The sequence below is a fragment of the Marinobacter sp. S6332 genome (assembly GCF_023016045.1).
In the GTDB taxonomy this organism is placed as follows: Bacteria; Pseudomonadota; Gammaproteobacteria; order Pseudomonadales; family Oleiphilaceae; genus Marinobacter.
The window spans coordinates 104,958-130,376 of sequence record NZ_JALKAP010000001.1 but is presented as its reverse complement, the minus strand read 5'-3'; the positions used below and the strand labels follow the sequence as shown (position 1 = coordinate 130,376).

Sequence of the window (25,419 nt, the reverse complement as noted above, 5' to 3'; positions counted from 1 at the left end):
AGCGAGGAAGAGATTATGTCTGAAGTCGTAACTTACAGTCGTGAAGGCAATGTTGGCGTGATTACAGTGGATTACCCGCCGGTCAACGCGCTCAGCCACGCGGTGCGTTCGGGCTTGATTGCCGCGCTGGAACAGGGGCAAAAGGATTCTGATGCCAAGGCACTTTTGTTGGTGTGCGAGGGTCGCACCTTTATAGCAGGTGCTGATATACGCGAATTTGGTAAGCCTATGCAGGAGCCGGGGTTGGCCTCGGTGGTTGCGCAGTATGAGAACAGCGACAAACCGCTGGTTGCTGCGATTCATGGCACAGCTCTAGGTGGTGGGCTGGAAACGGCTCTGGGTTGCCATTATCGAGTTGCGCTGAGCAGTGCCAAAATTGGTCTGCCGGAGGTAAAGCTCGGCCTCCTGCCTGGCGCTGGTGGCACCCAGCGTTTACCGCGTTTGGCGGGGGCTCAGAAAGCGCTGGAGATGATCACGACAGGCCAGTTTGTATCAGCCAAGGACGCACTGAGCTTCGGTATTGTGGACGCCGTTGATGAAGGCAAGGATGTGAAAGCGGCTGGCATGGCCTTCGCCCAAAAAGTTGCAGATGAGGGCATGCCTGTACGCCGGGTAAGGGACCTGACCGACAAGATCGCGGCGGATAAAGGCAGCGACGTATTCGAGCAATTCCGCGCGTCACTGCAAAAAACGGCCCGAGGTCAGTTTTCCCCATTCAAGTGCGTGGATGCTGTTGAGGCGGCCTTTAACCTGCCGTTCCCGGAAGGTTTAAAACGAGAGCGCGAGCTGTTTGTAGAGTGTATGAACTCGCCGCAACGGGCAGGACAAATTCATTCTTTCTTTGCGGAACGCGAAGCCTCCAAAGTGAAAGGGTTGTCGAAGGACACACCGGTACGTGACGTAAACAGCGTTGGCATTATCGGCGCAGGCACCATGGGTGGTGGCATCGCCATGAACTTTGCCAACGTCGGTATCCCCGTCACCATCGTTGAAATGAAACAGGAAGCTCTGGACAAAGGGCTGGGTATTATCCGCAAGAACTACGAGAACTCTGCCAAAAAAGGACGTATCACCCAGAAGCAGGTGGACGACCGGATGGCACTGATCACCGGCAGCCTGGATTATGACGATTTCAAAGACGTGGATTTGGTGATCGAGGCTGTGTTTGAAAACATGGCGGTGAAGAAAGAGATTTTCGCGAAGCTAGACAGCACCTGTAAGCCCGGAGCCATTCTGGCCTCCAACACGTCCACTCTGGATATTGACGAAATTGCCTCTGCCACCAAGCGCCCGGAAGACGTTGTGGGTATGCACTTCTTCAGCCCGGCCAACGTAATGAGGCTGTTGGAAAACGTTCGTGGCAGCAAGACCTCTGATGAGGTGAAGGCGACCGTGATGGCCGTTGCTAAGAAAATCAAGAAGGTAGGTGTTTTGGTTGGCAACTGTCACGGCTTTGTGGGCAACCGTATGCTGCACAAGCGCGGCACTGAAGCCATGGCGCTGGTTAACGAAGGGGCTACACCGCAGCAGGTCGACAAGGTACTAACTGATCTCGGTTACCCCATGGGACAGTTTGCCATGTCGGATCTGGCCGGTATTGATGTGGGTTACCGCATTCGTGAAGAGCTGCGTACCGCTGGCGAAAACGTCCCGCCTAGCTGGATGGATAAGCTTGCTGAGCAAGGCCGTCTGGGCCAAAAGACCATGGCGGGTGTTTACAAGTACGAAGAGGGCAGCCGTAAGCCGATTCCCGACCCTGAAGTGGAGCGGATTATTGAGGATTTCCGCAAGGAGCAGGGCATCGCTTCCCGTGAGATTACGGATCAGGAAATTCTTGAGCGTTGCATGTATGTGATGGTGAATGAGGCGGCGAAGATTCTGGAGGAGGGAATAGCTGACCGGGCTCTGGATATCGATGTGGTCTGGATTTATGGCTATGGCTTCCCGGCTTATCGTGGTGGGCCTATGTTCTGGGCAGATCAGGTTGGTTTGGACGTGATTCTGGCTGCGGTGGAGAAGTATCACGCTTCGGTAGGAGGGGAGCAGTGGAAGCCTGCTTCGTTGCTGAAGCAGTTGGTGGCTGATGGCAAGAAGTTCGGCGACTTGTAAGGCTGTTATTGGCTGGCCCCTTTTGTCTGGTGCATTGGGGGCTGGCCGGCGCTACTTCACTTTTATTTCGAGGCAATGTTTATGTCAGATGCAGTTATTGTTTCTACCGCACGCACAGGTCTTGGGAAATCCTACCGTGGTGCTTTGAACGCCACGCACAGTGTGGACCTTGCAGGGCACGTTATTAAACACGCGGTGGCTCGTGCGGGTATTGATCCGGCGATTGTTGAAGATGTGATTTTGGGAGCGACCTTCCACGAGGGTGCTCAGGGTAAGAACATCGCTCGCTTAGCGGCAATACGAGCGGGTTTGCCGGTGACGACTGCGGGGCTGTCGATTAACCGTTTTTGCAGTTCTGGTTTGCAGTCGATCGCTATTGCAGCGCAGCGGGTGGTTTCCGAGAAGGTGCCTGCAATGGTAGCGGGCGGCGTTGAGTCTATTTCTCTGGTTCAGAACGATAAACTCAACAGTTTTCATGCAACCAATGAATGGTTGATGAAGAACAAGCCTGATCTGTATATGTCGATGATCGAAACGGCGGATATTGTGGCTCAACGCTACAACGTCAGCCGTGAGTCTCAAGACGAATACGCGTTGATCTCCCAGCAGCGCACAGCCGCTGCTCAGGAGGCGGGCAAGTTTGATGATGAGATTGTGCCTTTTGACGCGACGATGATGGTGAAGAATAAGGAAACCGGAGAAGTCAGTAAAAAAGACGTCACTCTCACGCGTGATGAGTGTAACCGCCCCAACACAACGCTTGAGGGGTTGCAGGGTTTGAATGCGGTGCGTGGTGAGGGCAATTTTGTGACGGCTGGCAATGCAAGCCAGCTATCTGATGGTGCCTCTGTGTGCACGGTAATGAACAGCACTTATGCTGAAAAGCACAACATTGAGCCCATGGGTATTTTCCGTGGTTTTGCAGTGGCAGGGTGCGAGCCCGATGAAATGGGTATTGGCCCGGTGTTTGCGATTCCGCGCTTGCTGGAGCGCAACGGCTTGACCATGGATGACGTTGATCTGTGGGAACTGAATGAAGCCTTTGCGTCGCAGGTGGTTTACTGTCGTGATCGTTTGGGCATCCCCATGGAAAAGCTGAACGTTAATGGTGGTTCTATTTCTATCGGCCATCCATACGGTGTAACTGGCTCCCGCCTTGCGGGCCATGCCCTGATTGAAGGCAAGCGCCGTGGCGCCAAATTTGTTGTCGTCACCATGTGCATAGGTGGCGGCCAGGGCGCAGCTGGATTATTCGAAGTTGTGTAAATAATGAACGCCAGTAGCCTCAGCAAAGGCAGGTGAAACTAAGGTGTCAGATCGGTCCGGGGGTGGGGTGCCTTTTCTGGCGGGAAAAAGATGTCTGAGCGCAGCGAGTTGTTTTTCCCAGAAGAAAAGGCACCCCGCCTCTGGGCCAGCCCCCAAAGTTTCAGCTCCTCCAGATGACTAACAGGAAGCACTTACCATGGACAGAAAAGCCAAAGCTGTAGTCTGCCGCGAATGGGGCCAACCCGTTCAGGTAGAAACCATCACGGTTGAAGGCCCCAAGCGTGGTGAAATCACCCTGAAAATCGCCGCCTGCGGCGTATGCCACAGCGACTTGTCCGCCACCACTGGCAAAATCCCGTATCCGCCACCCCTTGTGCTCGGTCACGAAGCTGCCGGTGTCGTCATTGAAGTAGGCGAAGGTGTAACCGAGTTTCAGGAAGGCGACCACGTCGTCAGCTCCTTTATCTCCATGTGTGGCAAGTGCCGCCAGTGCGTGCGTGGTCGGCCAGTGCTGTGCGAGAACGCCCGCAAAGCCATGTTTACATTGCCCGACGGCACAGTGAGAACCAAAGACGCCAACGGCGAGCCGCTCAACGTATTCGGGGCCTGTGGTGTGATGGCGGAATACGCCACCATGCACGTGGATAACTGCGTAAAAATCGACAAAACCGTGCCCATGCAGAATGCCGCGTTGGTGGGTTGTGCGGTAATGACCGGTGTTGGCGCTGTATTCAATACCGCTCAGTTGGAGTCAGGTTCCCGTGCGGCAGTCTTCGGAATTGGAGGCGTCGGCCTTAATGCAATTCAGGGTTGCGCCACAGCTGGGGCAGAAATGATTGTTGCCGTGGACAGCAACGCTAAAAAGCTGGAAATGGCGAAAGAGTTTGGTGCGACCCATACCGTCAATATTAACGATGTAGAGGATGCTGCGAAGGCCGTTAAAAAGCTGACTGGCGGCGTGGACTATGCTTTTGAGTGTGTTGGTGCAGGCGCAGTTGTTGAACAGGCGTATAAAAGTCTAGGGCGAGGGGGCACAGCTGTTGTTGTAGGTGTCTCTGACCCGAAAGACAAAACCTCGATAACCACACTGACTTTACCTGCAGACGAACGCACCCTCAAAGGAAGCTGGCTGGGTTCGGCCCGCCCGCAATATGATTTTCCGCGCATCATCGGTTTGTACAAAGCCGGTAAGCTGAAGCTGGACGAATTGGTTACGCGCACCTATCCCATTGAAGAGGCCGCTCAGGCTTTTGACGACATGGTGGCAGGTAAAAATGCACGTGGCGTAATTGTGATGGAGCCCTAAAATGAAAACCCGAATTACTGAAATGTTTGGCATACGCCACCCGATCATTCAAGGGGGTATGCACCACGTTGGTTACGCCGAGCTGGCATCCGCCGTGTCCAACGCTGGCGGCTTGGGCATTATCACCGGGCTTACCCAGCCTACGCCTGAGGACCTTGCGCGGGAAATTGCCCGGTGTCACGAAATGACCGACAAACCTTTCGGCGTGAACCTTACCTTCCTGCCCTCGTTCAGTGCGCCGCCTTACCCCGAGTATATCGACGCGATTATTGATGGCGGAGTAAAGGCCGTTGAAACCGCGGGCCGTAGCCCTGAAAAGTATATGCCCCAGCTCAAGGCTGCCGGTATCAAGGTGATTCACAAATGCACCTCTGTACGCCATGCCCTGAAAGCGGAAAAGATTGGCTGCGATGCGGTCAGTGTTGATGGTTTTGAATGCGGCGGTCACCCCGGTGAAGACGATATACCGAACTTTATTCTGCTACCGCGAGCAGCTGACGAACTGAAGATTCCTTTTGTGGCTTCTGGAGGCATGGCCGATGGTCGAAGTTTGGTTGCAGCCATGGCTTTGGGTGCAGAAGGTATGAATATGGGCACCCGTTTCCTGGCCACCAAAGATGCGCCGATTCACGACAACGTCAAACAGGCGATTGTCGAAGCGGATGAGCTGCAGACCCGACTGATCATGCGCAACCTGCGCAATACAGAAAGGGTTCTGAAAAATGCTGCTGTAGAAGAAATTATCCGTATTGAAAAAGAAAAGGGAAAAACTGTCACCATCGATGATATTCGTCATCTGGTCACCGGCGCCAAAGGCCGTCTTGTGCTGCAGGAAGGTAAAATGGATGAGGCTGCTTGGAGCTGCGGTATGGTGGCAGGGCTGATTCATGACATCCCTACGTGCGATGAACTGATCCAGCGCATTATGCAGGAGGCCGAGTCGATTGTTCGTGAGCGCCTAACAGGGTTTTTGGGCGACTAACGCCTCCGGGAAGCAAGGCTCCTCTGCACCACAAGTAAGATAAAACAGGGCCAAAAAAATACGCCCCGGAAGATACCAGGGCGCATGGTTACTTGCTTAACAGTACGTTTTAGAAGTTGTACTGGGCTGCGAACATTACGCGATTGGCGTCTTCGCTAGCACCACTCTGCTTTTCATTCTCATGATAGCCGTACTCAACACCCATCATAACGTTCTTGACTGGGGTCCACATGTAGTTGACGAAGAGGTTTTGGTTGGCTTCTGTAGCTCCAGCGGCCAGATTTTCATCATCCAGGGTGGTCATGCCGTACGCAACGTTAATGCTGCTGCCACCGCCTAGCTTGATGGAGGTACCAAGAGTTCCGCCCATGCCTGAATTATTTTCCAGACTTGTTCCCTGCACAACCGCGTCGGAACCACCGGAAAGGTAAAGATAGCTGGTCGCGCCGTCTACGTAGTTTAAAGCACCACGGATGGTGAACATGTCTGAAATTGCGAAGCTAGCTGCGCCAAACACTCCGAAGCCAAGGGTTGAGTCGTCATTCGTGCCGTCGTCGTAAGAGTTTTGCTTAACCACTGCAGCTGCGGAGAAACCCATGCCGCCGGAGCTGTTCTCAAACCGGGCAGTGAACGCCGGAGTGCTATCGCGTCCGGAGGGGACACTAGATTTTGGATCTTCCACGGAGAAAGACATTGCCCCTGTCGTGTAACGGAGCTGTGCAGTACGTGACTGGTAACCGGCGTTGCCTACTACACCGTTGAAATCCAGCGTTGGGGTGCTGGCTACGAAGGAGTTGTAGTTTGACCAGGTCTGACCGGCGAGAACGCCATTGTATGAGCCGTAACCGTGACGCAGACGGAAGCGACCCGAGCCAAATGCGAAGTCGCCTTCGATATTCATCATTACCCCGTCGGCGTTCGTTGCTTTGATGCCGAACCTACTCTGATTTGCAGAGGCGCCAAAGTGTCCGTCAACATCGCCACCAGCGATAGTGTTGGGATCACCGGACTGAACATTGTTGGCGCTGGCGAGATTTTCATCAATATCATAACTCATGCTCAGCCGAGCGTAGCCATAAACACTCGCATCGACATCGCCTGCTTTGAAGTCAAAAGCTTGCGCTTGACCAGCCACACCCAAAACTGCCACAGCCGCGGTCGCACGAATGGCCATTCTCAATTTGTTGCTTTGCATTATTGTTGTCTCCACACATTAGACAATTATTTTTGTAGGACTCGCAGTCAAGATAGTTACCATTTCATGACAATTCAAATAAATTTGTCGATTAGTTAGACGAATGTCTATGAGGCCTTTTTCTTTTTTTATACAGGTGCCTGCGTGCGTTTGGGTAGGTGGAGAGCCCCAAACGCACGCCTGCGCCTCACAAACGGCTAGGTTAGGGTCTATTTTTGGGGCGGATACGCCTCAATCGATTCGGGCTTGGTTGGCATGCAAAACATTACCAAGAGGATGATGAACCCAAGAATAGGTATAAAGATGAGCAGCTGCCACCAGCCAGAGCGACCCATATCGTGGAGGCGGCGGGCACCATAGGAAAGGCTGGGCACAAGCATTACCAGAGAAAACACTGAAGATAGTATGGTTGGTAACCCGATGACCACTTCAAGGATAGTCAGGCCTATGATGATCAGAAAGTAGACCAGCATGAACATCCAAAATTGCGTGCGTGTTGCACGACCGCTGAAGTTGGCGAAATTGCTGAACGCTGCCGTGAAATGTTCCATATTTTATCCTTAATCCAAAGGTGCATTGTATCAAGTAGCTTGCCTGCTGCATGGGTGTTGCAGGTCGCACGGTTTGTTGAAGCGATAATGTTATAGCTTTGATGTTTGTGAGAATAGGGGCTTTAGCCTTTCGCTCAGCGATTGCTCGGCTTAAAGGTGCGTATTTGAGCTGAGTGGGTTATGGCTCATTGCTGGGCAATGCCAGTGTTTGTCGATAACCTGAACAGTTGGAGTCCTACCTCTTCTATGGAAAAAGAAACTCGACGTATGAAACACACCTTAATCGCTATTTTCTGGATCAACGCTTTGTTGCTATCCCCTCTCGCACACTCAGCTTTACCTAACCAGCCGCAATACGAAGAAATCAGCTCGGCTGCTAAGCCTGCAGCTAGCAACCGTTCGCGGGCACCAGCGCTAAGCTATTATGACGATCCGGAGCGAATCGATGTGCTGTGGGGTGCTGATCGCAACCAAAACGGTGTTCGTGATGATTACGAGAAAGCCATTGCTTCCAGCGGCTTGCCCTTGGCGGTGAAGCCATACGCCCTTGCGGCGGGTAAGGTTTATGCTGCGTTGATAGCGACAGCAAAACCTGACTTTCAGGTAACGCCCGACAACGCCCTGTTTGTATTAGAGGGGTTATTGTTAGCAAATGCGTGTAAGCGTGAAATGCAGGCATTGCACTCGGGGCAGGCTTGGCAGGAGAGCGCTTTCTTCGACACCTGGGATCGCATTGAGGCAAAGCACAAACTCCAAAGCAGGTTGGTTCGCGTTGTGGATGAGGCGAGAATTTCTTATCCGACAGAGTCGCCGTGTACCGAGCTTTTGTCTTTAGGTGCCCGGATTGGCCGCTCCTGACACGCTTTCAAGAAACTGCGCAGTCCTTTCATGATATGCAAAGCTGCTCGTATTCGCCGCCTGCAGTGCCAGCGCGGCTCAGCAGCTTGAGCAGCATGCCGATAATTCCTTCCGTAATAATTACAAATAAGCCAGCCAGTCATGATAGACGGGCTGGCTCATACGTTGGTGTTTCTAAAAAATAGAGATTGATTTCCCGGAATTACCGGGAAATCATTTTGCTAACAGAGGTAGACCAGTCACTTTCAAGGCCATTGGTATCTATGGTTTTGATGGCGAAGTACCAGGTACCTTCTGTAAGACCCGCAATCTGGTATTCCATCGCTTGGCCATCTTCCACCACTTTTTCGTTGGTTCTGTCTTCAACATTCTGCTCTTTGCCGTACTTGACTACATATTTTTGGATTTCACCCATTGTCAGCGACACGCCATTTACTCGGGTTCCAGGTGCGGTCCAGCTCATTGTCGCGGAGCCTGTCTCAGTCTCAGTCTCAGTCTCAGTCTCAGTCTCAGTCTCGGTCTCAGTCTCGGTCTCAGTCTCAGTCTCAGTCTCAGTCTCGGTCTCAGTCTCGGTCTCAGTCTCAGTCTCGGTCTCGGTCTCGGTCTCAGTCTCAGTCTCGGTCTCAGTCTCGGTCTCAGTCTCAGTCTCAGTGTCAGTCTCTGTTTCTGTCTCTGGAGTAGGCAGAGGTGTTGGCTCGGGCGTGGGCTCAGGCTCTGGAGTAGGCAGAGGTGTGGGCTCGGGTGCAGGCTCAGGCTCTGGAGTAGGCAGAGGTGTTGGCTCGGGCGTGGGCTCTGGTTCTGGAGTAGGCAGAGGTGTTGGCTCAGGCGTAGGCACTGGTTCCGGAGTGGGCACAGGGGTAGGTTCAGGGGTTGGCTGCGGTGCAGGTGCATTTCCGGTTGATATCAGGGTTTCTTCAAGGCCAGCGACCGCTGCGGCAAGAACGCCACTACGAACACCGGCAGTTTCTAGGTAATCCTGCAAATATTCAGCTTGTAGCATGCCTGCCAACGTTAACAGCTCAACGCTTAGGCCCAGATTGCTTCCCGCATTAAGGGGTAAGTCACCATTGGGGCCAGCAGTTTCCTGTGCAGCGTTAAGTACATCGCCCAATGTATTCCACTCTTGTCCATCTGCAAGGCTCAAAAAGGCAATATTCAAAAGAGCCGTTTTCAAGTCCGACGCTTGAACGTTATTCAAGTCGGGTGCTGCCAGATCGACTGGCTTTCTCCAAAGGGCGCCAGCTTCGAGGCCGTAACGGTCTTCCTGAAACCGTAGCAACTCAGCAAACTTGGAAAAGCTGCGGCTGGTAGACTTAATGAATTTCTCGAATGCTAGTGTTACAAGCGGAGTTAAAACCACGCTTTGGTTTGCATCAGCTGTATTCACGAGAGATTTCAGTTCTAAGTTGTTTCCCGGCCAAAACCACTCGCCAAAACCCACGCTAACACCCGATGGTGTGTTACATGATGGTTTGACGTCACAACGCATAAGGGTTTGCGTATCGGCTTTTAAAACCACTTTTAGCGGCTGAGTTGCATAAACCTCAGGCACTGAGATGCGGAAAGCACCATTCTGGTTGGTTCTGGTGGTTTCGCCTATTTGCTCCCAGCCATTATCCGTCCTGAAATCGGGTTTGAGGTACCAAATAGAGATCAGCCCACCGTCAATGGCTCCCTTAACCGCAAAGCCCTCTACCCAGAACTTTTGATCCGTCGATTCGGCAGGAGGGGGGTTAGTATCTGGCGCACTGGTGTTTGGCGTATTCGCCGATGTGTCGGGAGCTTCAGCTGTAGAGGATGACGAGCCACCGCCGCCACAGGCTGTAAGTAGCGCGCTAAGCGCGATGGCAAGGTAGCTTAGCCGTGTGTTGGTTGGGAAGGGCATTATGCATCTCCGGAAAAAAGTGGACAATGCAATCCTATCGGGCCAAGGTGTTAAATGGTGTAAAATATGGCGCTGTTTGGTTACTAAATGAGTCAATTTACCGTCGCTCGCGATATCTAGATACGTTCGGCTGTCGCGTTATGTCCTCTCGGGACTCAGCGATAGGGCTGGCCCAGCGGTACTGGACGACCAGAGCGGGTAAGGGATGCCTGAAAGACGGTTCATCAAAAACGCATGAACAAGTAACACCAGCACACCTGCCATCAAAATGGGCAGCTGAGAAGGGTTCGGCATAAGGCCAAGAGATACAATCAGCGCCGTTGCGCCTGCAGGAGGGTGGGCAACTTTAAGCAAGACCATTAAGCAGCTGGTTAGCCCCAAAGATAGTGCTGCAGCACCAACACGGGGTAGGTCCACATGGGTCGTAAATGCAGATGGCGAGTCTTGTAAGCCGAAAAGGTACAGTGCTAGCAGCCCCATCAAAGCGCCAATCAGGTGACCACACAATGTATTTTTAGGTGAGGCTGGCTGAGCCATAGGCACATAGAAAAGAATAAAAGCAGTCGCCCCCAGTGAGGGGAAGATGAAGGCTTCTTGAGTCACCAAGGCTATGAACGCCACCAAGGCGATGCTTAGCCCGCCGTTCACGAAATTGAAGCCTGCCATAACGGCTCTTCGGCTGTACCGGTTCGCCAAGCGCTCTAAATGGACCGCCTTCAAAACGCCGGAGGCCAGTTGCCACCGCAGTCGCTCGTTCTTGATTCCCATAGTGTTTCCGTACACGAAAAAAGCGTTGTAGCCTACGTCGAGGTGACAAGATTTACAATTGCCTAGGGAAATTAGAGAGTGGTTTTTTATAACGGGTTCAATGGTAAAGCGTCTAATGGTTAGCAAAATAAGCTATGGTTATACTGACTCCTGCATTAATGATGGGCAAGGCTGTGACCAGCTTCAGGGCTACCTGCTTAGCCGGCCCCTGCCAGTGGCGGAAATGACTCGGTTTTTGAATAATGCAAAATCAACCAACCTTCTCGCGAAGATATTGCAGGCGCAATAGGTTTTTCGGCTGAGGAACAAAGTAAGATTGGAACAATTGTAGTTTTTTGAAAAACTTACATGCGCGGGCTGTGAAAGCGCTGCTCGTTCATCTACTGTTTGAGTTGAAAAATAATCAGGACAATACAGCCTGAAAAAAGGAATGTATGAATGCCTCAATACCGTTTTGCAGCATTGCTATCCCAATACGATTTTCCATCTTCTTTGATTTACCTCGCGCCAGTGCTGCCGATAGTTCAAGTTATGTGGGCGGATGGTAAAAACCAAATGCCGGAGCGAGATAAGCTTCACGTTATTATCCAGAGCCACCGTAAGGCTCTTTCTGAGCTAGCTGGCGGCCTGCAAGTGGTCAGTCAGGAGGATATTGATTTATTTGATCAGGCTTTTATCGCCAACGAACCTGACATGAGCACATTGCAGGCTTTTACCGATCAAGCCAATGAGCTTCTGCAAAGCAAGGTTGAGAATGGTATGGAGGAGAACGAATCTCTCTATCAGCGTGACCGCCTTCTACACGCATGTATGGAGATTGCTGCTACTTGCCCCGCACACGTTGTTATTGCTGATGATGAGATGCTTGCTCAGCGCATTGTTGAGGAAGAGCAGCACTTTATAGAGAAGGTCTTTCAGCTTCTCCCCAAGTTGAACTGAGGGCCGGGCATGCTTACTTGGCCGTCGCTGGACGATTGGTGTGATCAAGTAGCTTTTCAACTGAGTGCAGCCTTAAAGGTGCAGGGTATAAAAGCTTCGGCCTTGCATCGGGACCTTTTGGCCCGAGGGGTATCCGTTAGGGACTCTGAGGGCTCCTTTCAAAATGCGCTCACGCCCACTACAAAAAGCCACCACCTCAGGTTGGATGAGTTTTGGAATGTGCTGAATTTGATTGACAGCACACGGGTAATTCACTCGATTTGCCGCCAGCTTAGCGTTTTGGTTGCACCCGAGCCCGCTTCGTCAGGCAGCTCCCAAGCCGCGTTACTTGGCGCGTTTGCGGATAGAAACGGAGAGCTGGCAGAAACCCAGCACTTACTAGTATCGGTTATCGGTACGTTGCAATCTGTCACATTTAATCGCTCCCAGTTGGATAAAGACCGAGAAGGGTTATTGAGAGAGATATATGAGGACTTCTGCTCAAGCTTGTCTTTACTATTCAAGCTTGAGCAAGTGTGTGTGGAAAATCAGGCACTGGCTAATGATGGCTCCGGCCACCAAAGCCCGGATCTTTACGAGCATTTAGAGCAGCAAATCTCAGAAGCACTTGAAGAGCTGCGGAATCAAGAAGATACCCAGAGTGGGCTTTCAAACCGAGTTCTACGGGCCGCAAGCAAACCTGACGAACCTCTACAACTCTCTCTCCCCAGCTTTCTTAAACTGATGTTCACAGATAAGAGTCGGAACGTGGCAAAAGCATTCGTCGAAAGTTTGGGCTATCGCTTAAGCCCTTTGCCAGCACTTGATTGGCGAGTCTCGGGAAATCATATCATCCACTCATATGCGGAGTTGGAACTAAAACAGGCGGACACTGCCGAGAAAATAAGCAGTGTTTTGATGGACCAACAGATAACGCAATCAGAGCTCAGTGAGATATATCAAGAGCTGGTAGATGAGCACCAAGCTCAGGTCAGCCTCGTAATGAATTCCGGTGTTTTGCCTCACCATTTGGCCCAAACCGAAGCTTAAGAGAGATCGCAGACGGGCCCAGCTAAAACAAGCCAGAAAATAAGAATCAGGACAGGAGTGGTTATGTCGGACGATAAAGATAGCGACCTTGATAACCTTGAACTGGATGATGTTTTTGACATTTCCGATGAAGATATCAGCTCGCTGGATGCGTTTTTTTCTGACAACGAACCAGAGAGCCCTGAAAACGATAGCTTAATAGGTGAGGAGGAAGTCAAAGCGTTTTTTCGCTTTGCTATAACGCCAGCTATGAGCGTTGCTGTGAAAGCAATGACACAGAAAATGGAGCTGTCAAATAAAAAGGAAGTTATTAAAGAGTTTGCTAGAGAAATCCGGTATCTCAGTGCCGCCGTCAAAGACCCTTCAAACGAGATAAGCGCGATACTCGCAGTGGCGCTTCTGCAGTTGCCGTTTATGAGGCAGGTACTCTCCGTTTGCTTCAATGATCGCCCTTTCAACCTGATAGATGAAACGCCGCCATTGTTGGCTGTCCGCTCTCAGATACACCAAGCCGTCACTAGAAAACCACCTGGCGGTCAGGATAAGCACTGTTGGTATGAGTATCAGGAAAAGAGCAGTGATGTTTCGATTGTAGACTTCTTTTCATATTTCACTGAGCAGTTTGAAAAAGCATTGTTGCAGAACGAATTGCCAGAATTCCTGCGAGGGTTTCTGTCGGGCATTACGAGTGCCGATGAGCAGAATGTGCTCATGAAATGGTGGGAAAAGAACCTCGAAGCGCTCAACTACGATGTTTTTCTAGACCGTTCCCGTAAGTTAAAGGTGGCGCTAGGCGAAGTAGTAAAGGGGCAGCCGCAAGCACTGGAAGCGTTATGTGATGGTTATGCCCAATCATTGCTGCGAGCTAGCTTAGGGCCGCGCGGCATTTTCACCCTAATGGGGGAGTCCGGAACCGGGAAAACGCTGCTTGCAGAGACCTTCGCCAAAGAACTAAGTGACATTGAGGGGCAGTCTTTTCGCTTCATACGTTTCAACATGCAGCAGTTTACTGACGAGAGGGCGGTCGCAGCATTGTTCGGGACCTCTCATTTTTATTCCGATGCAACCTTGGGTGAACTAACTGATCAGGTACGGAACTACCCAAAGACCATCATTCTATTTGATGAAATTGAAAAGGCTCACCCAGATGTAGTGCAATCACTCCTAAGCGTTCTGGATAGTGGCTGGTGCCAAGACAATACTTCGCTTAAATGGGTCGATTTTTCACAGACTTTCGTGTTGTTTACAACCAACCTTGGCAGCCGGCGGTTGGCGGACCGACGAAACGCTTCACAAGTACTCGGCACTCTGGACAACGCCACACTCGGTTCATTACTACAGCGAGATCCCGAGGGAAACCGGAATTCTGGGCTGTCTCCAGAGTTTGTAAATAGGCTAACCAAAGGGCGCTTTCTGGCATTCGAGCCACTACAGCCTGAAAAACTATTGGGAATCTACACCTCTGTTTGGAACGCTCGCCGTAAGGACCTGAAAACCAACTCTATTACTCTTCCCGAATGTACAAATGCCTTAGCGGCGCTGCAAATGATGAAGCGTTTGCCCGATTTATCAGCGCGTACCACGGCCTCTGCCGCAGAGATTGATATGGTCGAGTGCATGAAAAGTTTAATTGAGGGCTCCTCCGCCACATTTCAGGGAGACTCAGCAGAAGGTGCAAGACTTGCCACATTTCAGGGCATTGAAGAGTTATTCGAGGCTATGTTGGCGGAGGGCGGGCTCAACTCACCGGCCAGAGTTCTTTTAATTGATGATGATTTAGAAACCTTTCAGCTGCTGCAAGCCCGAATCGATGCTCACATTGAGCTTGACGCTTTAAAAGGGCGGGATGAAGGAAACCTAGAGATAGCGAGGTTGGGAGGTTCTTTTGATTTAGCACTGATCGATCTTTTTATTGAAAATGATGACAGCCAGAGAAAAACCACAGATGCATTGAACAGAATCCTGAGCATTCGGCAAGCCATGCCAGAAACACCGGTTATAGCGTTCTGTAAAAACCCCCGGAACCATACCAGCACACAGAATGCCATTAGTGCGGCTAAGGCGATCAATGGTGTTTCTCAGGTTGTTACCTTCAATACCAATGACCCCGCCTCTCTTGTTAATGCGGCTAGGGTGCAGCTGGAGCAACAGCGCAATGGAAAACTGATACGAGGGCTACTTAGAGAGCGCAAGCGGTCATTGTTCACTTGGAAGGTTACGGAGAATGGCGCATCGTTAACAGCTTCTCCAGCCATGGTTAGGCAGGAACCCATACTTTCTCCCGGATCAGAGGGACAGATGTTTGGTCTTGGTGAGATCCCTAATCTTTCACTGAGCGCTGTAGTTGGTAATGAGCGCGGCGTGAGTCAGGTCTCTCAGGCACTTGGTTGGTTGAAGCAGCCTGGACGTGTCAGGAGCTTTGGTTTTCGGCCGCCCGCTGGGTACCTGCTGGCAGGGCCGCCGGGAACAGGTAAAACCTTTTTGGCGCGCGCAGCCGCGGGCGAGTGCGGGCTTCCCTTTTTTAGTATTAATGGTGCTGAACTTTTACATCCGAAAGTGGGTGTCGCGGAGGCCCGCCTCCGGGAGCTCTTTGCGAATGCTCGGAAGCTCGCACCAGCCGTCATTTTCTTTGATGAAATCGATGCGATTGCGGCTACTCGGGGAAGTGATGCAAGTCATCAAGGATTGATTAACACGCTTTTATCAGAAATGGACGGGTTTGGCGGCCACGAAGACCCTGTTCTTGTGCTTGCTGCTACCAATTTTCCTGAGATGCTGGACCCGGCGTTAAGGCGTCCTGGCCGGCTTGACGAAATCATCGTTTGTGACCTGCCAAATGCGCCAGCTAGAGAACACTTGCTCGGAAAAGCTGCCGAGCAGCTGAAAATTAACCTTTCAGATCAAGCCATGGAGCAACTTGTACTTAGAACTCAGGGCGAATCCGCAGCGGCTATAGAGGCAGCTGCTCGGCAGGCCGTGTACATCGCCGACAATGAAGATCGAGATCCCACGGCATCTGATTTTGAGAAAGCTGTTCATCTTATGGTTTATGGAACCGTGCGCGAGGATCTCACGCTGGCCCTGAAAGAAAAATGGGCTGTCGCTTGCCATGAAGCAGGTCATGCGTTGGCTATTCACTACCTGTTTCCGGGAAGACGCATTGACTATATTTCCATCCAGCCTAGAACAAACAGTCTTGGCTTTGTGGCCCATAGGGAAGACTCCAGCAACGCGAGAGGTGGCTTGTCGATGACGCGAGCGGAAATTGAAGCAGATGTAACCGTAGCTCTTTCAGGCCGCGAAGCTGAGCGCCTAATGCTGGGTGAGAAGGGAATGTCTGCTGGAGCGGGGCACGACCTTCACCGAGCCAACCTGCTGGTTCGTAATGCAGTATTGGCTTGGGGATTGGATGACCAATTGGGCCCCATGGCAGTTACAAATACAGATCTTAGTTCCGATCCTGCATTAGCTGCTTTGTGTACGGAACGCCGTCGCGAATGGCTAAAAGGCTGCGAGCACCGAGCCAAGAGCTTGCTGCAGACTCACGAGGTGGAGTTAAAAAGCCTTGCGGAGAGGCTGTATCACCGTGAGAGTCTGGAGCAAGGGGAGATAGAAAAAATACTTCCACGGGTTAGTGAAGGTCTGTAGGCTTCTAGCACCGCGAATCGCCGTGTTATTTTCAGTCAGCCGTCGATCTCCTTTCTTTCGATAATGACCGCATCTATTAACGGGACAACTACTTTCCCGCTGCAAGTCATGCTGGTTCCTAGGTTTGTTGGGGTGCAAGTTGGTTCGCCGAGGGGTTTGCCAAACCCTACTGTTTGTGAAATGACATCGCGCCGAGTCTCCTCAAAGTGACCGCTGCCAACTTGGGTCTGGCGAACGTTAATGCTGTTTGATATCAGCTGCCCGTTTACCTGATCTGCTGCAGATTTGATCATCGCCTCAATGGCTTTCTCGCGTATTTCGCTGATACTTGAATCTTCGCTGCCATCGTAGCTGCCTTCTGCCGTTACCGTGCGGGTAGAGACACGGTTGTTTTCCTGCTTATAGGTTACAAGAACCGCGCTGGTCTCTGTCTCAACAAGGGTTTTCAAGACGGGGAGTGGAACATGCACATCGTATTCTTTGCTGCTGTCAGAAGCGCAGCCAATTAGGGCGCTTGATACTACAACAAGCGCTACCCATGAAACTCTAGTAGACATGGTCATTTTTCGAAGACCTTCATTTGCTTGTCCACCTGATTTCGTTTGCTTATTACACTTTCCAAACGAGTGATGGCTTTCGGGTACATCAACTCCTCGAGGTGGAATTGGCTGGCGTTCCGGTAGGCATCAAATGCTTTATTAAAATCACCTCGAATTTCATAAATAACGCCCATGTTGTATAGCGCGGCGGCTCGATCCTCATCATTTTGGGTGCGCTCAGTGATCTGTCGGAATATTGACATGGCTTGTTCTTCGCGCCCCAGCTTTGCGTAGTCAGCACCAAGCTCAAGATGATCTGTATCGCCGAGCTTTAATTTATAGGTTTTGCGTACTCGGTACGGCGTTATATCCTGACTGATCTTCATGGCGAGAGTTGTCATCAGTTGCCGCTGGATTCTGGCTTCAGATTTAAGCTCAGCTTTTGCTGCGCTATAGCTATCTCTGGAGCTTTCTTCATCTGAGTATTCTTCGGTGTAGCTTTCAGACCAGGTTTGGCCATTCGCGCTCAGGGTGTAGCTGGCGGTGAGGGATTTTCGCACCTTGGCATGATAGCGATAGCGAGTTTTTCCTTTGCGCTTATATTTTTCTCGCCAAGTTTCATACTTTGTACGTGTTCCATCCAGCGAACCAACAATGTGCCCCTGTGCTCCCTTTTGCTTTAACTTAACGAAACCTTGCTGGGTTAGCTGGCCAGCTAAAAGGCGCGCAAAAGTAGTGCCATGCTCTCGACCTTCCCCTGTAAAGGGCTGAATTGAAACAGATTCCACAGCTATCCCTTTTTGCGACGGCTCCATGGCATCTACGCGCCACTTGGTATAACTCGCGCAACCCTGCATAACCATAACGATGAGAGCCAACAGCGGGATGCAAGCTCTTGTGTACTTGGAGGTCAGGTTTGAGGGGATTTCAGCTTTTGTATTCATTGAGGTTCCTTTTTTATTCGGTGTTCAAACGCATCGAGCCAGACTTTTCAGCTATCGGTTTTAGAAGAGAGTAATTGCTCATATTGGCTTAAGCGCCCCGTCACTTTTCGGAGGTAGTTTACAGTCTCTTCGTAGGGTAAATTTTTCAGCAAGTGGGTATAGACCTGCTCAGGAGACATGCCGTTGGCAATGGCAATCGCAGGGGTTAGTCTCATTTCTGCGCCTGTTAAAGCCGCCGAAACATTGCCAGGCCCGGTATTGTAGGCTGCAATGGAGCAATAAAGCCGCGATAGAGGGTTTTCGATGCCTCGAAAATACTGGTAATACAAAATATGAAAGTAAGCTGCCCCGATACGGATATTGTTATCCGCATTGTAAAGATAAGATGGCGCCAATATGCGAGGCTCGCCGAAGATCTTTTCCGTGGCGTCCTGGCCTGCACTTTGCGGCACAATCTGCATAAGCCCAAACGCCGGGATAGGTGATTTGGCCATAGGGTTGAATGCAGATTCGGTCTCGATGATTGCCAGTAGCAGCTCAGCAGAGAGGTCAAATTCGCGATGTTGTTTGTTAATGGCCTTGAGGAATGGCCTAGCTTGAGCTGGGAGGCTTTGCTGACTATCGGGTCCTATTGGGCGTGATTGCAACACAGCTCGCGCCCGCTTTTCAGCCGCGATTTGTGGTGGGCTAACGGTCTCTACAGGACGCTGCTTGGGTTTCTCTAATGATTTACCAGATGTGATCGGGAAGACCCAAGCTATCACAGACTGCCCGTTTTGCTTAACAGTGCTTTTCTCACCAGCGGCCATCATGGCATCAACCGCCATGTTGAGCTTTGCTTCCGAGACGTTACTTTCACCAAAAATGAAGCCTGATAGCAACTGATCAGAATCATCTATAGAGTCTGTTTCTAGGTGCCTGAAGTTGCGGCGGCTTTCTTCTTCAACTTCCTGAGCAACTTCATCTTGATCAAAAGCGTCTTGACGCGTCATGACCAATAAATTCGCTAACATCTCGCGAGCACTTGCACGGCTGAGCGTCGAAGAGCTAGCCAGACTCTCGGGTGTGGACCAGATAATTTGCTTCTTCTCGAAGTCCACAACCCGTTTAAGCTGGTATCCCTCTTGATAGTGTACCCAGCGAGTTTGTGACGATGTCTCTGGGTCTTTCCATATTTCAGATATGCGACCGGTGTATGCCTCGGATACCCGGTCATGCAAACCAGAGAACTCTGCAAACTCCTCCTGGACTGAGCGTTTGTAAGAGTTGAAGGCCTTCATTCTCTTCGCTTTGTACTCCGAAAAATCTTTGGCCGAGTTCTTCCAGGACGCTGACGTGTCATTGCCTGCGCCATAACTTTGCTGGCCAGCAACCAGCAATGGCAAGCTTAGCGCAAGCGCTGAGAGCGCAGAACGAAAAGGGATCACAGATTAGCCCCCTAAAGCGTTTTTAAGTTCATCGGCTGCGCGCTTGGCGCGGAACTCTTGATAAAGCAGAGCTTCGTTTTCGGGTGACATCTGACGGTTGGAACGATCGATAATCTGTTCAAAGATTTTACGATTCTTCTCAGGAGCCATCACGACCATGCTGCAGAACAATGTCGTATCGTTAGGTCCTTTTATGTAGTCAACACGCTCAGGAATGGCTCCACTCAACATTTGGTCGGTAACCTGCTTGGTGACACTGGAAAAGGTCGAACCGGAACCTGACTGCCCACCGTTTTCGGTTAAATCGCGGTAGGTATCGTCCATTGCTTGAACATTAACCTGAATTTGTTGTGCCAAATTTCCCCGTGCCAGAGCAATAGATTTGGCTTTTAAGATAGACATACCGGCATTGGCTGATACGCACTCAGTTGCTACCAGCGAGCCATCATCAACCAAGTTGCCAGGGGTGATAACCCACGCTGGAAGCCCGCTAGTGGCGCTGGATTGATCAGATGGTTGGGTGCTGGCACATGCGGCGATCAGGCTGGCTGAGCCAAGAACGGCTATGAATTTTGCGGTTAATTTGATCATGTTAACTCCTGAAACCCAGTTTATTGGTAAGCTGACAGGTAGTGCGCAAGGTCTGTCGGCCCTAGTATGGTTTTGCGAATTTCGGAAAGGCTAAGATTACCCCAGCCGTACAGATTGGGGGTTAAGGCCTCGCGGACATCTGAGCGAGCTTTATTCGTGTTTCCACCGGTGAGCTGTTGCTTGTAGAGTTCGCTTAAGCCAGTAGAGTTCTCGCCCGTGCCGTAGTTAATCCAACCCGCATAGGCGCTCTGGTTAAGTGAGCCTCCACCAAGATTGACGTTCTCCAGATAAAAAGCGCTGTTTTTGGTCCAATCAACGGCAAAGTCTTCTGGCATGCCTTTTAGGTCTGCAAATGTAACCTCCCCAAGAGGGCCTCCCCAGTCTGCAAAAGCGTCTGGGGCAAAGCCCTCTGCAAGGCTAATCACCGTAAAAGCACTTACTTCTTGGTCTCGGACGACTAAGGTTAGAAGGTATTTAGCATCGAAGTAATAAACTGCGCTGAGCCCATTACTAAGTTCTTTGCTCACCTGAGGGGTACCAAAAATTTCTCTCGCGTACTCCAAGTTGATGCCAGCCCGGAGATAAGATAGGTCTTTGTACTCGGGAATATTGGTAAAGGTTGAGACCACCCTGTCCACTGCGCTCTCAACAATCATGACGGCTTCGGAGAAGTTGCCCAATGCAATCACTGGCAGGGATAAGGCTGCCACCCAAGTGACTACCCGCTGGCGAACGCTGGACTTTGGAGTGGTTTCAGTTTGTGGTTTTGGTTGGCTCATGGGCAGCGATCCGAAATATGATAATGATGCTCAATACGCTGAGAAGTATAAAGAAATAGTGGTTTGGGACTCTCTCAGGATAAACGATGTGTAGCTTGATTGTTCATGATTTTGTTGGTGAATTGTAACCAATCTCCAGAGCGTGATTTGTTGGTATTGATGGCAACGCTTCTCCCAAAACCCGGCACTAATTAAGCTCACCACAGGTGCAGAGCTGCTGAGTTATTTCCGTTAGTATGGGTGTATGCCCCTGCCGGTGCATCGTGAGAAACATACAAAGCTCACGGCTTTAATAGAAAACAACCCCAGTGAAGGAGAGTTTTAATGACACAGTTTCAGGAGCAGCCTGAGGATCTCTATTTTGGTGAAGAGCCGGTAGACAACCGAATTGGCGTTTCTCTTCAAGAGAGTGAGAGATCTCTGCTAGATGCCGCCAGCCGTATTCTTGCTGCAAAAATTACGGCTGGAGGCAAAGCATCAGGGCCTATCGAGGGAGAGGATATAAAGGAGTCAGTCGCCACCGCGATTAAAATGGCGAGATTCATAGACAAAACGGTCCGAGCCGACAAAGAAAGGTAACCGGTAAATCATTATTTAAGGCCAAACCTTTTGGCTGAAATCGCATCATGAGCTGTTCTGATATTCTTGTCGGTGATGCAGTGCCTGCCGCCTAGGCAGGCCGGAATGTCGTAGCTTCTTCAATAAGCTGACGCACTCTGGCTTGAGTTTTGCCCAACGCGTTGGCGAGTTCCTCACAAAGAAATTCCATGCCAAGGTTCAGGTGCCTGCGGTCAGTCATGCTCAACGCATTTTGTTCTTGCATCACGCTTAGTCCTTTCACTACTTCAGCGTAGCCGTATGGGTCGCCTTTATCGATAGCAGCCTGATTTGCTGTTGACCGGGTTTTCCATTGCTCGCTTAGCTTGCCTTGCCAGCTCTTCAAATGATTAATGATCTTTTTTGCCTCTTTGGCACTCATTGGCATGCGAATCGTGCTGGGGATGTCGCTAGCGCGCACCAGCCAAGTGAGATCGTCACGCTCGAAATAGAATTTAACGAACTTGGCTTTGTCTTCGCCAAAAAAGCTCTTTTTGCGAATAGATTTAACAATACCGATGCCGTGCCCGGGGTGATAAATGCGGTCACCTTGATTAATAGTGATGATGTTCTCCTTGTTTTAGTTGTAGAATCCATTTTGATAAAAAAATAAATATAATCAGCATGTTACATTATTTTTGGTATTATCTCAAGGCGAGCTGCCTTGCAAGCTATTTTAGCTTGTGAAGCCTCCGCAGATCACCGAGATGACCTGAGCGAATCTATCTGAATAGATCGATTTCAATCTCGTAGCTGGGCTCAGGCTTCTTAAACAGGTACTCCCCATTACGAATCGATGCCAGTACATCTGCCCTCTGGCGAACGGCTTCAAATGGGTTGCTGGCATCCAGCACCAGAAAGTTGGCTGGCTTGCCCACATCCAGACCGTACTGGTCTTCAACGTTTAATGTTTTGGCGCCGTTGAACGTGATCAGGTCAAGGCAGGTATCAAGTTGCGGTAACGACATGGTTTGCGCCATATGAATACCGTTATCCAGAATATTCATCAGGTTTCCATTGCCAACGGGATACCAAGGGTCGTTAATGGAGTCTTGACCAAAGCATACATTTATATCGCTCTCCCAGAATTCCTTTACGCGAGTCATGCCCCGGCGTTTGGGGTAGGTGTCTTGCCGCCCTTGGAGGTAGGCGTTTTCAGTTGGCAGGGCAATAAAGTTCAGGCCAGACTGCTGAAACAGCCTCATCATGCGAAACGCATAGGCGTTATCTGCAGAACCGAAGGAGCAGGTATGGCTGGCGGCCGTACGGGGCCCGATGTCTTCGATCATGGCTAGGGCGTTAAGAAGCTCCACGAAGCGGCTCATCACATCGTCTGTTTCATCACAGTGCACGTCGATAAGCTTGTCATATTTGACGGCCAGCTCAACGGTTCTATGGATGGATTTCTCTCCTATTTCACGGGCCCATTCAAAATGCGGGATACTGCCTACGCAGTCGGCACCCATCTTCAACGCTTCTTCGACCATTTCGTCACCGCCTTTGTAGGCGTACATTCCCTCCTGTGGGAAGGCGACAATCTGAATGGTCACTTTGTCCTTTAATTGCTCACGAACCTCCAGCATGGCCTTTAACCCTGTCAGGTTCGGGTCGCACACGTCGATGTGGGTACGGATGAACTGCACACCCTTGGAGACTTCCTCGTGTATGCCTCTTAATGCACGAGCTTTGGCATCCTCAATCGATTGGTTCTTCTTTACATCGTGCCAGCGGGCTATGCCTTCGAAAAGAGTGCCTGTTTGGTTCTTGGCTCCTTTGCTTCCAGCGGTGTACACGTAGTCAAGATGCAGATGGGCGTCCACATAAGGCGGCACAACGAGCCGGCTTTTCAGATCGATGACTTCGTCTGCCGGAGGTAAGTCAGTCCCAATATTTCGAATAACACCATTTTCTACGAGGATTTCAGAAGCGTCGCTGTTGCGATACAGGTTTGCGTTGATAAATTTTTTCATTGTTGGGTCCTCGTGTGATGGATTGAGTGTGCAATGCTGGTCTCGCTGTAAAGCATCTCGCTGCGATGGTGCGCATGCAATAGTAGTTTAGACGCAGGGTGGTACTGGTGCAGTAAAGGGCGATCGAGCGGTTACATGTGCGCTTGAGCGTAGCAGACTTGCCTGAGTTGGGCTCAAAAGGCAACGTCAGCAAAATCCTCAACGGAGCGGAAGGGAAGAGGCTCACCCGCAAACACATGGAAGCTTTGGGAGAGCGCTTTAAAGTTTCTCCGGCTTTATTCTTCTGATTACAAGCCAAAAATCAGATCTTTGCTGCGTCCTCACTGCCAAGAAGTGCAATCAGGCAAAGGTCATAATTACCGTACCAAAAAAAACAGTTTAAATTCGTGGACACACCAGAGGCACTTTTTAGACACCGGAAATTAAAAAGGCCCTACGCTTTCACGTAAGGACTTGAAAAGTAGGGCGCGCCTGACAGGGTTTGAGCGTGTGCCCCCTGCCTTCGAAGGAAACCATCCGAAAATGGACAGCGTGCGTTACCAGATTTTGGGGGGTGAGTGTTCACTGAGCCTCACGCTCGCTTCAACAATGCAGTATTCCGTCATCCGCATAGCGACAGAATAAGATTCCCGCTGATGAACGATCAGCCAAAGGAGCTTGGTTCCTGCGCTCCGAGCCTATTAAAGACACTCTATCGCTACTACGAGCCAATCTGTCCTCAAATCATGCATTGATATTCTGAGGGGGCGAGGTCGTGGGTAGGCTAAAGCACTGAAAACTGGTTGTCGCTTGAGCTACGCAAAAAGTCGGGGCGAGTTATCTAAGCAAACTACGCGCGAGCATTGGTTTACAGTATTTTTCATCCAAAGTTGGATTTTGGATATTTTATCGGTGTAGACTGTCGAAGAAAGCCATGAGGGTGCGTCGAAACAACGACCACTCGGTGGTGTTGGGTATTGCAGAGGCCGAAACACTGTTTCGACCTGGATAAATAAAAAATACAATCCGGAGAAAACAAAAATGAAAGCAATCCTAAAGACACTGGCAATCGGTACTATGGCTGCAAGCTTGGCATTTCCTGCTATTGCCGATGACGTCAAGTTGCGGTTCGCAGGTGTGTTCCCGATTGATCATCAAGGCACAAAAATGATGGAGCAGGTCGCCGCAGAGGTGAATGCAGCGAACGTCGGTTTGGACATGACGGTGTTTCCATCTAGCCAGCTTGGTTCTGCTGAGGCCTTATTTGAAGATGTGGCGCGCGGCAATATCGATTTTGCGTCAGCCTTCATTTACTCAGACACGGATTCGCGTCTTGAATTTCTAAATATGCCGTTTTTGGTCAGTAATTTCGACGATCTAGAAAACGTGCTGTTAGATATGGACTCGGCTTACAACCAAATTTTGCAGAGCATTGCTAACGAATATGGGGTTCAGGTCATGGCCGCTAACCCCGAAGGTTTCGTCGGCATTGTTGCGACTAAAGAGCCTGCGAACTGGAGTAACTTCGAAGACAAAGACATGAACATTCGTGTTTGGTCTTCAAACACGGTTAAGTCGACGGCTGAAAGCTTAGGCTATCGTGCCACCACAATGTCATGGGGCGAAATTTTCCCGGCGTTGCAGTCAGGCATCGTAGACGGTGCGATTTGCTGCACAAAGTCAGCGACTTACTCAATGTTCGCTAAGTCAGATGTGGGCAGCCATTTCATCGAGTACAACGCTTTGCTCGAGCAGACGTTTTACTATGGCTCACAGCGCACTTTGAACAAGTTAAATGACGAACAGCGTAGAGTCATTCAAAACGCCATGTCTCGTGCTTCTGCCGATTTCTTTGCGTTTAACCGGGCTAGTGATGCTGAGTTCACACAAAAGCTTTTGGATAGTGGATACACCATTTTAAAACTCAATCCTGAAGAGCAAAAAGCCATGACTGAGCACGTTCGTGCCGAGGTTTGGCCGATGCTTGAAGACACCGTTGGTAAAGATGTGGTTGAGCAGGTTTTGACAGCCGTTCAACAATAATCAACCCCCAAAAG

Annotated in this window: 22 protein-coding genes; 11 read left to right on the top strand and 11 right to left on the bottom strand. The window is 50.6% G+C overall.

The features are described 5' to 3' along the window. Positions 1 to 15 precede the first annotated feature (15 nt). The 4 genes from MWU62_RS00625 (at position 16) to MWU62_RS00610 (ending at position 5,663) form a co-directional block, all read left to right on the top strand. The gene (locus MWU62_RS00625; RefSeq protein WP_247112940.1) at positions 16 to 2,109 is read left to right on the top strand and encodes a 3-hydroxyacyl-CoA dehydrogenase NAD-binding domain-containing protein; all 2,094 of its coding nucleotides are present in this window, start codon (positions 16 to 18) and stop codon (positions 2,107 to 2,109) included. Positions 2,110 to 2,190: 81 nt separating this feature from the next. After that, positions 2,191 to 3,375 carry an acetyl-CoA C-acyltransferase gene (locus MWU62_RS00620; protein ID WP_247112939.1) on the top strand — a complete coding sequence of 395 codons (1,185 nt, stop codon included), beginning with the start codon at positions 2,191 to 2,193 and terminating at the stop codon, positions 3,373 to 3,375. A gap of 196 nt (positions 3,376 to 3,571) precedes the next feature. Beyond that, positions 3,572 to 4,681, top strand: coding sequence for a Zn-dependent alcohol dehydrogenase (locus MWU62_RS00615; protein ID WP_247112938.1), 1,110 nt, complete (start codon positions 3,572 to 3,574; stop codon positions 4,679 to 4,681). A 1-nt stretch (position 4,682) separates the two neighbouring features. Continuing rightward, positions 4,683 to 5,663, top strand: coding sequence for a nitronate monooxygenase family protein (locus tag MWU62_RS00610; RefSeq protein ID WP_247112937.1), 981 nt, complete (start codon positions 4,683 to 4,685; stop codon positions 5,661 to 5,663). Between the two features lie 109 nt (positions 5,664 to 5,772). Here MWU62_RS00610 and MWU62_RS00605 read toward each other — a convergent pair whose 3' ends face one another. After that, positions 5,773 to 6,858: a DcaP family trimeric outer membrane transporter gene (locus tag MWU62_RS00605; protein WP_247112936.1), complete on the bottom strand. Its 1,086-nt coding sequence runs from the start codon at positions 6,856 to 6,858 to the stop codon at positions 5,773 to 5,775. A gap of 209 nt (positions 6,859 to 7,067) precedes the next feature. After that, positions 7,068 to 7,409 carry a DUF805 domain-containing protein gene (locus MWU62_RS00600; protein ID WP_247112935.1) on the bottom strand — a complete coding sequence of 114 codons (342 nt, stop codon included), beginning with the start codon at positions 7,407 to 7,409 and terminating at the stop codon, positions 7,068 to 7,070. A 246-nt stretch (positions 7,410 to 7,655) separates the two neighbouring features. Here MWU62_RS00600 and MWU62_RS00595 point away from each other — a divergent pair, with 246 nt between their 5' ends. Continuing rightward, the gene (locus tag MWU62_RS00595) at positions 7,656 to 8,267 is read left to right on the top strand and encodes a hypothetical protein (RefSeq protein ID WP_247112934.1); all 612 of its coding nucleotides are present in this window, start codon (positions 7,656 to 7,658) and stop codon (positions 8,265 to 8,267) included. Between the two features lie 202 nt (positions 8,268 to 8,469). Here the strand turns inward: MWU62_RS00595 and MWU62_RS00590 are convergent, their stop codons facing one another. Continuing rightward, positions 8,470 to 10,152 carry a fibronectin type III domain-containing protein gene (locus tag MWU62_RS00590; RefSeq protein ID WP_247112933.1) on the bottom strand — a complete coding sequence of 561 codons (1,683 nt, stop codon included), beginning with the start codon at positions 10,150 to 10,152 and terminating at the stop codon, positions 8,470 to 8,472. Positions 10,153 to 10,290: 138 nt separating this feature from the next. Continuing rightward, positions 10,291 to 10,920, bottom strand: coding sequence for an HPP family protein (locus MWU62_RS00585; protein ID WP_247112932.1), 630 nt, complete (start codon positions 10,918 to 10,920; stop codon positions 10,291 to 10,293). A 438-nt stretch (positions 10,921 to 11,358) separates the two neighbouring features. Here MWU62_RS00585 and MWU62_RS00580 point away from each other — a divergent pair, with 438 nt between their 5' ends. From MWU62_RS00580 to MWU62_RS00570, 3 genes are all read left to right on the top strand, one after another. Continuing rightward, entirely contained in the window at positions 11,359 to 11,859 is a 501-nt protein-coding gene (locus tag MWU62_RS00580; protein WP_247112931.1) for a hypothetical protein, read from the top strand. Positions 11,860 to 11,868: 9 nt separating this feature from the next. Next, on the top strand, positions 11,869 to 12,888 hold the full coding sequence (locus tag MWU62_RS00575) for a phage regulatory CII family protein (protein WP_247112930.1): 1,020 nt from the start codon (positions 11,869 to 11,871) through the stop codon (positions 12,886 to 12,888). Positions 12,889 to 12,951: 63 nt separating this feature from the next. Further along, complete coding sequence (locus tag MWU62_RS00570) at positions 12,952 to 16,536, top strand: AAA family ATPase (protein ID WP_247112929.1); 3,585 nt, start codon at positions 12,952 to 12,954, stop codon at positions 16,534 to 16,536. 35 nt (positions 16,537 to 16,571) lie between these two features. Here the strand turns inward: MWU62_RS00570 and MWU62_RS00565 are convergent, their stop codons facing one another. Genes MWU62_RS00565 through MWU62_RS00545 form a run of 5 tightly spaced genes read right to left on the bottom strand, consistent with a single transcriptional unit; the run spans position 16,572 to position 20,816 of the window. Then, positions 16,572 to 17,099: a hypothetical protein gene (locus MWU62_RS00565; protein WP_247112928.1), complete on the bottom strand. Its 528-nt coding sequence runs from the start codon at positions 17,097 to 17,099 to the stop codon at positions 16,572 to 16,574. Further along, complete coding sequence (locus MWU62_RS00560) at positions 17,096 to 18,019, bottom strand: DUF6340 family protein (protein WP_247112927.1); 924 nt, start codon at positions 18,017 to 18,019, stop codon at positions 17,096 to 17,098. The genes MWU62_RS00565 and MWU62_RS00560 overlap by 4 nt, the downstream gene beginning before the upstream one ends. Positions 18,020 to 18,066: 47 nt before the next feature. After that, complete coding sequence (locus tag MWU62_RS00555; protein WP_247112926.1) at positions 18,067 to 19,446, bottom strand: murein transglycosylase domain-containing protein; 1,380 nt, start codon at positions 19,444 to 19,446, stop codon at positions 18,067 to 18,069. Positions 19,447 to 19,449: 3 nt separating this feature from the next. After that, positions 19,450 to 20,037: an LPP20 family lipoprotein gene (locus MWU62_RS00550; RefSeq protein ID WP_247112925.1), complete on the bottom strand. Its 588-nt coding sequence runs from the start codon at positions 20,035 to 20,037 to the stop codon at positions 19,450 to 19,452. A 20-nt stretch (positions 20,038 to 20,057) separates the two neighbouring features. Then, entirely contained in the window at positions 20,058 to 20,816 is a 759-nt protein-coding gene (locus MWU62_RS00545; RefSeq protein ID WP_247112924.1) for an ETEC_3214 domain-containing protein, read from the bottom strand. 324 nt (positions 20,817 to 21,140) lie between these two features. On the opposite strand from MWU62_RS00545, the gene MWU62_RS00540 reads away from it, so the two are divergent. Beyond that, positions 21,141 to 21,395: a hypothetical protein gene (locus MWU62_RS00540; RefSeq protein WP_247112923.1), complete on the top strand. Its 255-nt coding sequence runs from the start codon at positions 21,141 to 21,143 to the stop codon at positions 21,393 to 21,395. A gap of 91 nt (positions 21,396 to 21,486) precedes the next feature. Here MWU62_RS00540 and MWU62_RS18975 read toward each other — a convergent pair whose 3' ends face one another. Continuing rightward, the gene (locus MWU62_RS18975) at positions 21,487 to 21,759 is read right to left on the bottom strand and encodes a hypothetical protein (RefSeq protein WP_348645615.1); all 273 of its coding nucleotides are present in this window, start codon (positions 21,757 to 21,759) and stop codon (positions 21,487 to 21,489) included. Here MWU62_RS18975 and MWU62_RS18970 point away from each other — a divergent pair, their 5' ends adjacent. Further along, positions 21,760 to 22,026, top strand: a complete 267-nt coding sequence (locus MWU62_RS18970) for a hypothetical protein (RefSeq protein ID WP_348645614.1) — start codon at positions 21,760 to 21,762, stop codon at positions 22,024 to 22,026. It abuts the gene before it with no gap. A gap of 109 nt (positions 22,027 to 22,135) precedes the next feature. On the opposite strand, the gene codA is transcribed toward MWU62_RS18970, so the two are convergent. Next, complete coding sequence (gene codA, locus MWU62_RS00530) at positions 22,136 to 23,383, bottom strand: cytosine deaminase (RefSeq protein ID WP_247112922.1); 1,248 nt, start codon at positions 23,381 to 23,383, stop codon at positions 22,136 to 22,138. 1,056 nt (positions 23,384 to 24,439) lie between these two features. Here codA and dctP point away from each other — a divergent pair. Further along, positions 24,440 to 25,405 (top strand): TRAP transporter substrate-binding protein DctP, encoded by a 966-nt coding sequence (gene dctP / locus MWU62_RS00525; protein WP_247112921.1) that lies wholly within the window; start codon positions 24,440 to 24,442, stop codon positions 25,403 to 25,405. The last annotated feature ends 14 nt before the right edge of the window (positions 25,406 to 25,419 follow it).